Source organism: Pseudomonas sp. TH41, from assembly GCF_016650695.1.
Classification (GTDB): Bacteria; Pseudomonadota; Gammaproteobacteria; order Pseudomonadales; family Pseudomonadaceae; genus Aquipseudomonas.
This window is the reverse complement of sequence record NZ_JAEKFH010000005.1, coordinates 198,844-212,473: the sequence shown is the minus strand read 5'-3', so window position 1 is coordinate 212,473 and position 13,630 is coordinate 198,844. Positions and strand designations below refer to the sequence as shown.

General features: G+C 53.3%; 13 protein-coding genes. 12 read left to right on the top strand and 1 reads right to left on the bottom strand.

The features are described 5' to 3' along the window. The first annotated feature begins 53 nt into the window (after positions 1-53). The 12 genes from JFU37_RS19470 to JFU37_RS19415 all read left to right on the top strand — a co-directional run bounded on the left by JFU37_RS19470 (position 54) and on the right by JFU37_RS19415 (position 11,720). Positions 54-248: a hypothetical protein gene (locus tag JFU37_RS19470; RefSeq protein ID WP_201117541.1), complete on the top strand. Its 195-nt coding sequence runs from the start codon at positions 54-56 to the stop codon at positions 246-248. Continuing rightward, entirely contained in the window at positions 245-1,711 is a 1,467-nt protein-coding gene (locus tag JFU37_RS19465; protein WP_201117539.1) for an FAD-dependent oxidoreductase, read from the top strand. Before JFU37_RS19470 ends, JFU37_RS19465 begins: the two co-directional genes overlap by 4 nt. 124 nt (positions 1,712-1,835) lie before the next feature. Beyond that, on the top strand, positions 1,836-2,453 hold the full coding sequence (locus tag JFU37_RS19460) for an acyltransferase (protein WP_201117536.1): 618 nt from the start codon (positions 1,836-1,838) through the stop codon (positions 2,451-2,453). Next, the gene (locus tag JFU37_RS19455) at positions 2,446-3,402 is read left to right on the top strand and encodes a glycosyltransferase family 2 protein (RefSeq protein ID WP_201117534.1); all 957 of its coding nucleotides are present in this window, start codon (positions 2,446-2,448) and stop codon (positions 3,400-3,402) included. Before JFU37_RS19460 ends, JFU37_RS19455 begins: the two co-directional genes overlap by 8 nt. Positions 3,403-3,410: 8 nt before the next feature. Continuing rightward, positions 3,411-3,935: a serine O-acetyltransferase gene (locus JFU37_RS19450; protein WP_201117533.1), complete on the top strand. Its 525-nt coding sequence runs from the start codon at positions 3,411-3,413 to the stop codon at positions 3,933-3,935. Positions 3,936-3,978: 43 nt separating this feature from the next. Further along, on the top strand, positions 3,979-4,956 hold the full coding sequence (locus tag JFU37_RS19445) for a glycosyltransferase family 2 protein (protein ID WP_201117532.1): 978 nt from the start codon (positions 3,979-3,981) through the stop codon (positions 4,954-4,956). A 7-nt stretch (positions 4,957-4,963) separates the two neighbouring features. Next, positions 4,964-5,965 carry a DUF535 family protein gene (locus tag JFU37_RS19440; RefSeq protein ID WP_201117531.1) on the top strand — a complete coding sequence of 334 codons (1,002 nt, stop codon included), beginning with the start codon at positions 4,964-4,966 and terminating at the stop codon, positions 5,963-5,965. A gap of 10 nt (positions 5,966-5,975) precedes the next feature. After that, on the top strand, positions 5,976-7,178 hold the full coding sequence (locus tag JFU37_RS19435) for a glycosyltransferase (RefSeq protein WP_201117530.1): 1,203 nt from the start codon (positions 5,976-5,978) through the stop codon (positions 7,176-7,178). Further along, positions 7,175-8,362: a glycosyltransferase family 2 protein gene (locus JFU37_RS19430; protein ID WP_201117529.1), complete on the top strand. Its 1,188-nt coding sequence runs from the start codon at positions 7,175-7,177 to the stop codon at positions 8,360-8,362. Before JFU37_RS19435 ends, JFU37_RS19430 begins: the two co-directional genes overlap by 4 nt. After that, positions 8,362-9,102 carry a WecB/TagA/CpsF family glycosyltransferase gene (locus JFU37_RS19425; protein ID WP_201117528.1) on the top strand — a complete coding sequence of 247 codons (741 nt, stop codon included), beginning with the start codon at positions 8,362-8,364 and terminating at the stop codon, positions 9,100-9,102. The genes JFU37_RS19430 and JFU37_RS19425 overlap by 1 nt, the downstream gene beginning before the upstream one ends. Positions 9,103-9,372: 270 nt before the next feature. After that, entirely contained in the window at positions 9,373-10,515 is a 1,143-nt protein-coding gene (locus JFU37_RS19420; protein ID WP_201117527.1) for a hypothetical protein, read from the top strand. Between the two features lie 83 nt (positions 10,516-10,598). Continuing rightward, on the top strand, positions 10,599-11,720 hold the full coding sequence (locus JFU37_RS19415) for a glycosyltransferase 61 family protein (protein WP_201117524.1): 1,122 nt from the start codon (positions 10,599-10,601) through the stop codon (positions 11,718-11,720). Positions 11,721-11,831: 111 nt separating this feature from the next. Here JFU37_RS19415 and JFU37_RS19410 read toward each other — a convergent pair whose 3' ends face one another. Next, positions 11,832-13,256 (bottom strand): undecaprenyl-phosphate glucose phosphotransferase, encoded by a 1,425-nt coding sequence (locus JFU37_RS19410; RefSeq protein WP_201117522.1) that lies wholly within the window; start codon positions 13,254-13,256, stop codon positions 11,832-11,834. Between the last annotated feature and the right edge of the window lie 374 nt (positions 13,257-13,630).

Sequence of the window (13,630 nt, the reverse complement as noted above, 5' to 3'; positions counted from 1 at the left end):
GGATGTGTAGTTGAAATTTCCAACGCAATCTCGATGTCGTGGAGCTTTGAATCATGAGAGAAGTTGATTTAAATATCTCTGTGATGGGACGCAGAGGCTTCCTTCAGGCCTTTGCCCTGTTGAGCCTTGGGGGGCTCACATTTGGATTTTCCGAAGCCGTTGCTCGGCCTTCTGGTAAAAAATCCGAGTTTGTTGTCATCAACGGATGGGTGCTGCCTGCCCAGTATTTTCGGCCAACGCAAGCATGATCAAGGACTACGGATCGCAAAAAGAACTCCGCGCTTTCTATGACTTCTGCATTGTAGGAGGGGGGCCAGCCGGCATTACGCTGGCCTTGCATCTCGCCGGCAGTGGTTGGCGCGTGGTGCTTCTCGAGGGCGGTGGGCACGAGTATTCAGAAAACTCGCAGAGCCTCTACAAGTGCCCATCGACAGGCCTCGACGTCTACGCTGAGGAAACCCGCCTGCGCTATCTTGGCGGCACCTCCAATCACTGGGCCGGGCGATGCCGTCCCTTTGAACCCTCCGACTTTTCCGTGGGTCCTCCCGTGCACTTGCCCGGTTGGCCCATCGCCTTTTCCGAGATCGAGCGTAATCTACCAGCGGCCATGGATATTTTAGATCTTCCGCCGCACGCTGGATTCAAGGCGATGAACGCTACTTTGGACGGTGCCGATTTTGAAGCTGACCGTTTTCTGCTCAGCCCACCGACGCGATTTGCACAAAAATACGCCAAGGAACTGAACGAGACCGAGGGACTTGATGTTTTCATCAACTGCAACTGCGTCGATCTCGAGTTTGACAGCAAGACCGGCCGCATAGGGACGATCGTCGTCTCGGATTACCAGCTGCATCGAGAGCGAGTCACGGCAGGACAATTCATTTTGGCGACCGGTGCGATCGAAAATGCCAGGCAACTGCTCAACAGTGAGTCCCTGGTAGCGGGCGGTATCGTGAGCAAGGATGGATTCGTCGGTAGATGTTTCATGGAACACCTGAACGTTGATCTGGGTACCTTCATCCTGAAAGACGGGCAGGATGGAGATTCTCGGCAGTATTTCACGACCGATGCCTTCGTGAAGGAGCACGGGTCGGGCAAAGGGAATGTGACTGCCTCACTTGTATCTGAAGTGAAAACCTATGGGCGAATGGCGGCCATCAAGACTTTTTTTGAGAATCTCGTTTGCGAAGTAGGCGGGGAGCAAAAGATCGAATTTATCACCAGGTTCGATTGTCCCGGGGATGGGGTTCTCGGCACGTTGATTGAGCAGTTCCCCAATCCCGATAGCCGCGTTTCGTTGCTCGAAGATCGAGATGCGCTGGGAATGCGCAAGACAACCATTCATTGGGAATTGAGCCCTGCGGACAGGAATACCATCAAGTCCATAGGGCTGGAAGTGGCCAAGTGTTTTGCCGAAACAGGGTTGGGCTTTGTCAGGTTGGAGGAGTGCGTTTATGACGCGTCGCTGCCACTGAAGGTCAGTCCCCATGCTCATCATATGGGGACCACGCGAATGGCGACTTCACCTGAGTTTGGAGTGGTCGACGAGAACTGCAAGGTGTTCGGTGTCGAGAATCTTCATGTCGCGGGCAGCAGTGTTTTTGCTACCGGCGGCGCCAGTAATCCTACGATGCCTCTTTTACAGCTTACTTTGAGGTTGGCGGATTATCTTAACCATCAAACGGGGCCCGTGGTGGGCAGGTACTCCTGAGGGGCGCATTTTCGCGTGTTGCATTTTCGGGGAGGGGGCTATTCTTAGGGTAGCGGTAATCAAGAATCAGGGTGTATCTAACCTTGGCACAGATGTTTATTGCTGAATTTTTGAGGCTGACAGGATGATTAGTCTACTAAAACGCGCTATTGCTCATTACGCCAAAACAACAGGGCGTGGCACCTCACTCTATAAAAAACTATGTAAACCCGACGGGTATGAATGGGCTAAACATATGGCGCGATGGGGGGGGCTGCACTCCGCCGGTAAAGGCGCATGGATCAACCTCGGGTGCAACATCACCGACCCTGCGATGCTTCGACTCGGTGACAACGTAGGCTTATCGGATTGCACAATATTCGGCCACGATGGCCTCGTCCATGTACTCAATGCGCGTGACGGAACAAACCTCGATTCTGTCGGCCCCGTCGATATCCGTGCTAATTCCTTTATCGGCCATGGCGCTATCATCATGCCGCGCGTAACGATTGGCCCGGATTCAGTGGTGGCCGCTGGTGCTGTTGTGCTGAGAGACGTTCCGCCCGGGGTAGTGGTCGGGGGTAATCCAGCCAGAGTTATCTGTACGATGGAAACGCTGGTGAAAAATATCGAAGAGCGTTGCGCCGCTTATCCGTGGATTGACCTCATCAAGCAGCGCGAGGGTTTATTTGACCCGGAACTGGAACCGAAGCTGCAAGCAATGAGATCAGAGTATTTTTTTGGCGAACAACCCAATGGTTAGTGCGCCTCTGGATGTGTTGGTCGTTAATTACAACACAGCGGATCTGTTGCAGCCGATGTTCAAGGCGTTGCGCCAACCCGACAGTGCGAACCAGGCGCGCTATCTGGTGGTGGACAATGCCTCTGTCGACAACTCCCTGGAGCGCCTGGCAACGGTTTGCCCAGAGGCATTGTTGCTGGCCAACGAAAATAATGTCGGCTTTGGTCGGGCTAACAATCAACTGGTTGAACACCTGCAGGGCAAGTACGCGTTACTTCTCAATACCGATGCCTTCGTGGCGGCGGATACCCTGAACAAGACGCTCGAGTACATGGAGGCGCATCCTGATTGTGGCGTCCTCGGCGTTCGGTTGGTCGGGCGAGAGGGTGATTTACAACCATCCTGTCGCTTTTTTCCGACGCCGTTGAATGTGTTTCTGTCCCGCACAGGGCTTGAGCGATTTTTCCCGGTGGTGAAGAAGGTCGATGACATGGCCTGGGATCACGCCTCGGTCCGCGAGTGCGACTGGGTGCCGGGCTGTTATTACCTGATCCGCCGTGAAGTCATCGACCAGGTCGGCTTGTTCGACCCGCGCTACTTCCTTTATTACGAGGAAGTGGACCACTGCAAACGCGTCAAACAGGCGGGTTGGAAGGTGGTGTTCTACCCGCACACCACCGTGGTGCATATCGGTGGTGAAAGTGCCAAGTCGGTGGTCGAGCTCAATGCGGTCAGTCGACAGATACCCAAATTACAAATCGAAAGCGAATTGTTGTACTTCCGCAAACATCACGGTCGGTTGGGGTTGGCCTGGCATATGTCGCTGGTGTTTCTGGGTGATCTGATCCTGGCGCTCAAGGCCTTGCTGAAGGGCCGCGGCCGGGCCGCGATTGGCGCGTGCTGGGAGCATGCCCGGGTGACCTGGGCGCTGCTGCGTGAAACCAAATTCGCTAGCCAACCCACACGGTAGAGCCAACTATGTTCGAAAACATACGCGCGGATTTGCGTGCCTACGAGGGTGACTGGGGGGCTCAGGGGTTCTGGGTGATGCTGGTTTATCGCTTTGGACGCTGGCGCTATGGGGTGCGCCCGGCGCTGTTACGCAAACTGTTCTCCTTTATCTACAAAGTGCTCTTCAAGCTGGTGCAGATCATCACGGGTATCGAGCTGCCGTGTGAGGTGGTGGTCGGGCGCAACTTTGTCATCGATCATTTCGGCGGGATCGTCATCAGTGGTTACGCGAAGTTCGGCGATGATTGCCGTATCCGTAATGGCGTCGTTGTCGGCCTGAAGAATGTGAATGAGCCCATTGCTCCGGTAATGGGCAACAACGTCGATATCGGCGCCGGGGCGAAGGTGCTGGGCAATATCCGTATTGGTAACAATGTCGTGATTGGTGCCAACGCCGTGGTGTTGACCGATGTCCCGGATGATTCGGTAGCCGTGGGCGTTCCTGCGACTATCAAGAAAAGGCGGCGGGCAGAAGAGAAGGAATTCTCATGAACCATCCGATGGACTATTTCGATTGCGTCGCTGAGTAAACTCCATGGCTATGGGCATTGGTGTCGTTGTTATCGGTCGCAATGAAGGCCTGCGGCTCGAGCGTTGCCTGGCTTCGCTGGCGGGTACGGCGCAGAAGATTGTTTATGTCGACTCTGGATCAACGGATGGTTCAGTGCCGATGGCACAGAGGGTCGGGGTCGAGGTGGTTGAGCTGGACATGACGATTCCCTTCACGGCCGCGCGCGCACGCAATGAAGGGTTTGCCTGCGCGAAGCGCTTGTTGCCGACGATGCGTTATGTGCAGTTCGTCGATGGTGATTGCGAGGTTGTCGATGGCTGGCTGCTCCAGGCACAGGCCTTTCTTGATACACGTCCTGATGTTGCGGTGGTCTGTGGACGGCGCCGTGAACGTTACCCCGAGCGCTCGATATACAACTTGTTGTGTGATCTCGAATGGGATACGCCGATAGGTGAGGCCAAGGCATGCGGTGGCGATGCGCTGATGCGGGCGGACGCCTTTGCCGCAGCCTCCGGGTTTCGAGCGGACCTCATTGCCGGGGAAGAGCCTGAATTGTGTGTGCGTCTGCGGGCAAATGGTTGGAAGGTCTGGCGTCTGGCTGCGGAAATGACCTTGCACGATGCGACCATGACCCGGTTCGGCCAGTGGTGGCGGCGAACCCTTCGCGGTGGCTATGCCTTTGCCGAGGGCGCATTTTTGCACGGGGCCGCACCGGAACAACATTGGCTGCGTGAGTCGCGCCGTGCCTGGTTCTGGGGCTTGGGTATCCCGCTGGCGATTATTTTCACGAGCCTGATGCTGGGAGGATATGGGCTGTTTTTGCTGCTGATCTACCCATTGCAGGTCGTGCGCCTGGCCCGTCGGGGCAAAGGATCAGCGCGGGAAAACTGGTTGCTGGCGTTCTTTCTCGTATTGGGGAAATTTCCCGAGATGCTCGGGCAAGTCAAGTTTCTTTTGAACAGATTCGGCGCCGGAAAATCCGCGTTGATCGAATACAAGTGAGACTGGCATGAATAATTGGCTGATCGTGAAAAACGCATTATCGTTACACCCTGGGTATTCGTTAAGAGCGTTAAAAAACAAGCTTAAATTAATGATTCAAATGGGCAAAAACCGGGCTGAGCTGAAGTCATTTTTGGGACGTATGTCGAACAGTCTGGGGATTGCCGGTTTTGACAAGTTGGGTGGGGATTGTGTGGGTGTTGTTCATTGGCCTTACATCAGTAAAAGCTGGAGCGCTCAGGATAAATTAGATGCTGTGGCCTCACATTATGAAATGGTCACGAAAAGTTGTCCGCAGTTATTGCTTTTTGGTCGAAGTGAACGTCTGGTTTTAAGTGACTTGTCAGCGTTCGCTGCTGACTGCTCCTTGGTGCTGGATCGTCCGACATGGTTTATGCGTGAAGGGGAGTTGGTTCTGAACTTGTTTCAGGGCGATCTGCGTATAGCATCAATAGCCTTCACCTTGAAGAATGCCGAAGGCGGCACTGTTATGTTTATTGGCGCCGTCCAAGGGATACACAAAGGGGTGGAGAGCGAACGATCCCTGAATATCTACAGGGAATTAACCAAAAGCTTTGAAGGCCTACGGCCTAGAAGTTTCCTGATTGAAGTTATTAAATATATTGCAAGTCAAATTGGCGTCACCAAAATTTATGCGGTAGGGGATGAGTATCGTCATCACCGTCATCCTTATTTTGGCGCTCATAAAGCTCAGGAACTAGCGGCCAATTATGATGTGATCTGGCTGGAGCATGGCGCGACTCCGTCAGAGCGCGAAGATTTCTTTGAAATCCCCATGGCCCTGTCCAACAAGGCGCTTGAAACTATTCCTTCAAAGAAGCGCGCCATGTACCGCAGGCGTTATGAACTTCTAGCTGATACTTTTCAAAAAATAGACACCGTGCTGAAAGGAAGTTATGCAGCCAGCGCCGCCGTGCTGTTTGTCGCACCTGAAAACTGTACGGCTGTGGAAATACCTTCAGTAATAATTAACCATAACGAAATCTGAATGGGTTCCTATGCGTATTGCCTATTTCATCAATCAATACCCCAAAGTCAGCCATAGCTTCATTCGTCGTGAAATTTTGGCGTTGGAGCGTCAGGGCTTTGTGGTACAGCGCATTGCCCTGCGTGGCTGGGATGCCGAGTTGGTGGATGCCGAGGACGTGTCCGAACGCGATAAAACGCACTATGTGCTGCAGGGCGGATTGAAAGCCTTGTCAGGGCCTGTGCTGCAAGTGCTGTGCGGCCAGCCGCGAGGCTTTTTTTCGGCGCTGTGGCTAGCGCTACGCATGGGCCGGCGTGCCGATCGTGCCTGGCCGTATCATTTGGTCTATCTGGCTGAAGCGTGCCGCCTGCTGACTTGGTTACAGGCGTTCGGTGCCGAGCATGTGCATGCGCATTTCGGCACCAACTCAACCGAGGTCGTGATGCTGGCCAACGCACTCGGTGGGCCGGCGTACAGCTTTACGGTGCATGGCCCGGAAGAGTTCGACAAACCGCAGTTTATTCATTTGGGCGAGAAAGTCCGGCGCTCGGCTTTTGTCGCGGCGATCAGCTCTTATGGGCGCAGCCAGCTGTTTCGCTGGGTGGATCATGCGCACTGGGCAAAAGTCCAGGTAGTGCATTGTGGGCTGGAACGGGCGTTTCACGATGTGCCTGCCGTTACGGTGCCGTCCGTGCCGCGGTTGGTTTGCGTGGGTCGCTTGTGTGAGCAAAAGGGCCAACTGTTGTTGCTTGAGGCCGCTCGTATCCTGGCAGCGCAAGCCTTGGTGTTCGAGATAGTACTGGCCGGCGATGGAGAAATGCGCGCAGAAATCGAAGCCCTGATTGCACGGCATGGTTTGCAGGCGCATGTTCGGATTACTGGCTGGATCAGTAGTGAGCAGGTGCGGGCGGAAATTCTTGCGGCGCGAGCCATGGTGTTGCCGAGCTTCGCCGAAGGCTTGCCGGTGGTCATCATGGAAGCCATGGCCTTGCGCCGACCGGTACTGACCACCTATGTGGCGGGCATTCCCGAGTTAGTGCGGCACGGTGAGAACGGTTGGTTATTTCCCGCTGGCGCGGTAGACGAATTGGCGGCGGCGCTGGCGGACTGCCTCGCGCAACCTGTCGAGGTGTTGCAGCGGATGGGCGAGGCGGCTTATCAGCGGGTGTTGGAACGACACGATATCGATACCGAAGCGGCCAAGTTGGCTAATTTGTTTAAGGCGCACGCATGATCACATTACTGGGTTGGATGTTCAGCGCACTGTTATTACTCATTGTCCTGCCGGTGTTGGTGCTGTTTGTCCAAGTCCTGCTGGCTTGCCTGCCTGTACGGTCACTCCCGTCGGCTCAAGGATCGCGACCACGGGTGGCAGTGTTGGTGCCGGCACACAATGAATCCTCGGTTATCGTTGCGACGTTAAGCACCATTCTGCCGCAGTTGCTGGAAGGGGACCGCCTGTTGGTGGTGGCGGATAACTGTTCTGACGACACGGCCGCGCTGGCACGCACGGCGGGCGCCGAGGTGGTGGAACGCAGCAATGAGCACCAGCGTGGCAAAGGTTATGCGCTGGACTTCGGGGTGCGTCATTTGGCGAGCGTTGCACCGGACGTCATTATCATTGTCGATGCTGACTGCCAGGTGGGCGAAGGCTCGATTGAACGTTTGGCAATCTGTTGCATCGACTCAGGGCGGCCAACTCAATCGCTGAATTTAATGCGTGCCCCAGCAGGTTCCGGGCTAAAAGTGCGGCTTGCCGAGTTTGCCTGGTGTGTGAAGAATCTGGTGCGGCCGCGGGGTTGGGCCCGGCTCGGTTTGCCCTGTCAGTTAATGGGCACGGGAATGGCTTTCGCGTGGCGGGATCTATCTTTAATCAATTTAGCCAGTGGCCACATCGTCGAAGATTTGAAGATGGGCCTGGATTTCTGCCGAAGCGGCAAGCCGCCGTTGTTTTGCCCCGATGCTCTGGTAACAAGCTATTTTCCGCGCAGTGAAGAGGGCTTAACGACCCAGCGTACGCGCTGGGAACATGGTCATCTGGGGGTCATTCTTGGTGATACGCCAACGTTGCTTGTGGAGTCGATTGGCAAGGGCAACAAGAATCTGCTGGCCATGACACTGGATTTGCTGGTCCCGCCGCTGGCCCTGCTGACGTTGGTCCTGGTCGCGGCATTGGGTCTTTCATGGCTGGTATTTCTATTGACCGGAACCTTGGCGCCGGCATTGATAGCGTCTACCGGAGTTGCAATATTGGGTGTGACTATCTTGCTGGCATGGAGCCAGTTTGGTCGCGGGATTATTTCTTTTACAGCCTTGTTGTATGCGCCGTTCTACGCGCTGAAGAAAATCCCCCTGTACTTGGGCTTTGTGCTGAAGCGGCAGGTTGAGTGGGTGCGTTCGAAGCGAGATGACACTTGATGCGCGCTCTGGCCTGGCAGCACAACTGGCAAACGATTATCCAGAAGCTCAGGGTGATCAACGACAGTGGTGATGAACAACGATTGATTGATGCTTTGTCCGGGACTGAGGTGACGACAGTGCTTGGATTCGTCAATGCCCATGCCATGAACCTGGTCGCGGGGAACGCCCATTACAATGAGGCGTTGTCTGCTGCTGACGTGTTGTTGCGAGATGGCTCCGGCATGGCCATCCTGTTTCGCCGCTTCGGCCTCGAGCCGGGGCTGAATATGAATGGCACAGACTTTATCCCCAAATTACTGGCGGCATTCAAGGATCGGCGTGTGGCGTTCTGGGGTACTGAAGAGCCCTTTCTCGCCAATGCGGTGCAGCGAAGCGAAGCGGTATATGCGGTCAATGTAGTGTCTGCTCACCATGGTTTTGATGAGGTTGAGGCCTACATAAACCTTGCCCGGCAGTTTCAGCCAGAGTTGGTCGTCTTGGGTATGGGCATGCCCAAGCAAGAAGCCGTTGCTGCCAGGCTAGCCGACAGCGGCGTCCCCTGTCTGATCATCTGCGGAGGGGCGATCCTCGATTTTCTAGGCGGCAAGGTGGCTCGTGCTCCGCAATGGGTGCGACGTCTCGGGTGCGAGTGGGTGTTCAGGTTAATAAGTGAGCCAAAGCGACTATTCAGTCGTTATGTGGTCGGTAATCCGATGTTCTTGTTGCGCGCGCTGATCTGCAAAGATGCCGAACGTTAAATCAATAGTTCAGGTATTTGACGCTTGGCTGGGCTGCCGGGTGGCCTAAAAAACACGACGCGTGCCACAACTGCCTTGCAAAATTCTGACGTAGCATCTTTACTCTGGCTGACAATGTCGACTTGACGGGTGTTAAGTTATTTTTTTGTCATTAAGGTTGGTGACAGCTAAATGGCGTCAGAAAATCTTAATTCCCAACGCTCATTTCAGTATTTTGTTTATTGATTTGCAAAATCAAATCACCTTCCCCCGGATTGTGCTAAGAATCAAATGAAAAAACATATAGCAACTCTGGTACGTAAGTTGATATCTCCTTCAGTGCGATTCGAGCTCAGGAAGGCGCTCGCCTGGCTGCGCGATATAATGGCGCGTGCATGTTTTTGGCGCTGGGAAATTGTCAGGTTCAAACTACGGGAAGATAGCCCTTACGACATCCTCTATGTCGGCAGGAAAACTCAACGGGAATTTGTGAAGGTTCTCCTCGGCGCTAAATCTCAAGTAGTTGAAAACAAGTTAAAACTAGATAAGTCTGACCAGACGGTATGGGTCAGTGAAATGCCGACCATGGGTGCATTGTATGTGCCTCAGTATTTGAGTGCTATCGTGCCGCTGAGCCGGTCAATAGATGAGATTACTGCGAGATACAATACCGAGTTACGTCGAAATCTGCGTAAGAACCGCCTGCGCTACCGTATGAAACAGGCATTGAACGATGGCGAGATCGAAGCTGCAGATCGGGAAATGCTTCAACCTTATGCAAAAGCACGGCATGGTTCAGCAGCCTCTCAAATTGAATCTCATGAAGTTCAGAGGGTGGCAAAAAACTCCGGGCGGCTTGATCTGGTGCTGTTGGAGGATGAGGTTGTTGCATGTCATCTAGGGTGTGTAGTGACTCGCGCAGGAAAGCGCTACTGGAGCACCATCCGTTTCGGATATCCGGATGAAGTATTTTCTGATGCTAAAAAGTTACGTGAAGTCAATTCTATTACCACGTTCATGGCGCTTGAGTGGGCGATAGAAAATGGTTTTGACTATTACGATATCGGAACGTGTCTGGCGCGTCCGGACGACGGACTTCTTGAGTGGAAAAGAAGACGGGGAGGGGATGTCGATACGCTGGGTAACTACGGTTATTTGTTCGTTCGACTGCCCAAGGTGGGTGCCGCGCAATTTCTTTGGGAAACACCGCTATTTGCTGTCGAAGGCAACAAACTGACCCTTCATCTCGGAGTGCCGGACGGGCCAAGTGATGACGAGGTCGCGAATAGATATCGGGAAATGGGTTTTGGTGGACTGTTCAAAATATACCTCCATTGTTCCAGAACACCGAGTGAGACGCTTCTCGATACCTTGCGCAGCCGCTATACGCATCTGAAGTCTCCCCCTCTTCTGGAAAACATTGCATCTTCCTGAACAGGTGATTGATTTGAAAGATATACAGTTGAGTGGTTGGCCAAAAACGCTATTTCGGTATAACCACATCGTTGGGGGTGCATATGTCGGAAATCAGTACATTAACGAGTAGCGGACAATCGAAGTGGAGTCTTGCTGCGTATAAACATATTTTTAAAACACGACTGGCACGTAAGCCGTCGTTGGCGCTGCAAAGTCTTGCCGTGAAAACGTGGGAAATTGCGCCAGGCGAAATTTCGTATGCGCCACCCGCTTTTTTTCTTCCCAATCAGCTCGAACGTGTGACGGGATGGGAAGAGGCGCTTTTTTATCCTTTCGAGCATCCCCGTCGCACAATGGAAGGCGTCGGTCGTGTTGAACATGGCCCAACACAAGGCTATCTGCTTAAAGATGTCTGGCTAATCGACGGCGCTCTTTATAAAGATGACGCCAAATCATGGTTGTCGCCAAAATCTGGATGGTTACCAAAGATACGCGTGGAAAACGAAATAGATCGCGGGGCGATGTTTTGTACGGCAGGCGGGAATAAATGGTTTGGCTCGTGGTTAATGGATGACTGTATTACCTATCCATTGGCTTGCGACGAAGGCATTCCGGTAACCACGGCACTCTCTGCCAATGCTGTTTCCACCGCAAAGACCGGCATACTTCACGGGCCCGGTTATGAGGACTGGCTTGGCATGAAGCCGGTTCGTTTACGTAATGCATTTTTTCGTGAACTCGTGATCTTTGACGATCTAAGTCAAAATCGTCATAAACACCTGCGCTTTCGTGCGATGGGTGACAAGTTGCTATCCCACGTAAACGTCAGCGCTCACCCAGGCGTGTTCATCTTACGAGGTGGCACGGGTGAGTTGCGATTGTTACGCAATGAAATGGAACTTGCTGAACGTTTGCGTGACCGCCGAGGTTTTCGCATTATCGATGCTACGAAATCCGATGTGGCAACCATCGTGGCGACCTGCGCTGGGGCAAGAACCGTTGTAGGGATTGAGGGGAGTCATCTGATACATGGTGTTAATGTGCTCCAGCCAGGTGGATCGCTGCTGGTTTTACAGCCCCCTAATCGTTTCCTCTGTTTTTTCAAATACCTGACGGATCGCGACCACCAAAACTTTGGTTTTGTGGTCGGTAAACAAGAGGGTGATGGTTTTACCATCGACCCCGATGAGGTCGAGCGTACGCTGGATCTATTTCCGTCATAGCCTTATAAATTGTTGAGCGTTATGTAGGGCGTTTGCCGGAGTTGGGTTCATCAGCAATATTGAATAGACCGGGGTGGAGTACGCCACCCCGGTGTTCTGGGTAGTTTCGTGCTAGTAGGCATGCTTGCCGGAGAAGGCAAACAGCGTTCGTACAAGGATGACGAAATCAAGCCAGAGTGACCAGTTGTTGATGTACTCAATGTCCGACTCAACTCGCCGAATCATCTGATCTATATCTCTCGTTTCACCGCGTAAGCCTCGCACCTGAGCCAAGCCGGTAATGCCCGGTTTGATATTGTGACGTGCAAAGTAATCCGAGATGTCGGGCGAGTACTGCACATCGTGTTGAATGGCGTGCGGGCGGGGGCCCACCAGGGACATTTCCCCCATCAAGACATTGAACAGCTGTGGTAGCTCATCCAGACTGGTCCGCCGAATAAAGGCTCCAACCCTGGTCAAACGCGGATCATTCTTTTGTGCTTGCTTGACGACGCCGTCTGACGGCTGATGGACGACCATGCTTCTGAATTTCCAGATACGAAATGCTTCGCCACTCCACCCCATGCGTTGCTGTCGAAAGAACACGGGCCCGGGGTTATCGATCTTGATGGCAATGGCGACAAGCGCGAGCACCGGTGCGGCGAAAAGCAAGATCAGGAAGGCCAGGACTTTGTCTTCAAGATTCTTCAGAAACAGACGCATGCCCATCAGCGGAGTTTCAGACAAGGTCAGCACGGGAATACCGGCAATTTCGCGAACACTGTGATTGATCAAGCGCAGTGAAAAAATATCCGGCACCCAATTAACAGAGATGTGCTTGTCAAACAGCCTCAGGTAAACATCCTTGATAACCTCAGATCCCCCCAGAGGCGTAACGAAATAGACGGTACGAATGGAGTGTTTGATGACTAGCTCATCAAGGTCGGCGATATCGCCCAGTATTGATAAACGTGGCCCACTTTCTGGACTTTCCTTCCCCTGATCATCGCCCGCCCCAGTCAACACGCATCCGACGATGCGCTCACCCAGCCAGGGGTTGTTACTGATTTTTTTGTGAAGGTATCTCGCCAGCTCGCCCGAGCCAATAATCAGGGCATTTTCCAATTGAGTGGGGTGGGCCAAAAACTTCTTCTGCATTTCGCGTGTCGCTAGGTGCAAAAGCAATTGAGCAACATACCCAATGACAAACAACTGCCCCATCAATAAGCGCGAGTACTGTTCGCTTGTTTTGGTCAGAAAGGCCATCGCAACGAGAAAACCAAAAGTGGCCGTCCACGCCTTTAAAAGCTTAAAGGCTTTGACTGCAAACCCGACGTTGCTGCGGTAAATAGCATAGTGGTCGTACACGACAGACAATGCACCCAACAGCAACAGGAGCATGATGACGTAAGCCTGCGTCATATAGCCGATATGATAATTGATCAAAAACCATGCGACACCGGTCACTGCAACACCATCGAGACCGGCCTGAATAACAATACTGGTACTGCTTCTGCGCTGGAGTACTGAACGGCTACTGTTGGGCTCAAAAATCATTCTCAGACCTCATTTTGCTTTCCCTCGCGCTTGATGATGACGAGATTCAGTGCAACCGCTCTCGCTTGAGAGTCTTAGTGTCACCGGCAAGCTACTCGTACTCGTGACAAACCACCCACGGGTACTGTCACTTTAGCACTACTGTGGCGTCATTTACTCAATCGCCGGCACCGGCCGCCAATTCGTCGTGCACTGCCAGCAGCCGGAATTGTTTGGAGAGGATGTGGTCGCCATCGACGGCAACAAATTCTAGGCGGTCGATTACTGCGAACGCAATTTCACACGTGCGAATTTTGGCCTTGGGAATGGAAGAGACTCAAGTGGTAGGGGCGGGGGAATCGGGGGGCGATGCCTTGAGATCAAAAGATCGCAGC

Coding starts and splice junctions, on each gene's coding strand:
- JFU37_RS19470 (WP_201117541.1), top strand. CDS start 54: ATGAGAGAAGTTGATTTAAATATCTCTGTGATGGGACGCAGAGGCTTC.
- JFU37_RS19465 (WP_201117539.1), top strand. CDS start 245: ATGATCAAGGACTACGGATCGCAAAAAGAACTCCGCGCTTTCTATGAC.
- JFU37_RS19460 (WP_201117536.1), top strand. CDS start 1,836: ATGATTAGTCTACTAAAACGCGCTATTGCTCATTACGCCAAAACAACA.
- JFU37_RS19455 (WP_201117534.1), top strand. CDS start 2,446: ATGGTTAGTGCGCCTCTGGATGTGTTGGTCGTTAATTACAACACAGCG.
- JFU37_RS19450 (WP_201117533.1), top strand. CDS start 3,411: ATGTTCGAAAACATACGCGCGGATTTGCGTGCCTACGAGGGTGACTGG.
- JFU37_RS19445 (WP_201117532.1), top strand. CDS start 3,979: ATGGCTATGGGCATTGGTGTCGTTGTTATCGGTCGCAATGAAGGCCTG.
- JFU37_RS19440 (WP_201117531.1), top strand. CDS start 4,964: ATGAATAATTGGCTGATCGTGAAAAACGCATTATCGTTACACCCTGGG.
- JFU37_RS19435 (WP_201117530.1), top strand. CDS start 5,976: ATGCGTATTGCCTATTTCATCAATCAATACCCCAAAGTCAGCCATAGC.
- JFU37_RS19430 (WP_201117529.1), top strand. CDS start 7,175: ATGATCACATTACTGGGTTGGATGTTCAGCGCACTGTTATTACTCATT.
- JFU37_RS19425 (WP_201117528.1), top strand. CDS start 8,362: ATGCGCGCTCTGGCCTGGCAGCACAACTGGCAAACGATTATCCAGAAG.
- JFU37_RS19420 (WP_201117527.1), top strand. CDS start 9,373: ATGAAAAAACATATAGCAACTCTGGTACGTAAGTTGATATCTCCTTCA.
- JFU37_RS19415 (WP_201117524.1), top strand. CDS start 10,599: ATGTCGGAAATCAGTACATTAACGAGTAGCGGACAATCGAAGTGGAGT.
- JFU37_RS19410 (WP_201117522.1), bottom strand. CDS start 13,256: ATGATTTTTGAGCCCAACAGTAGCCGTTCAGTACTCCAGCGCAGAAGC.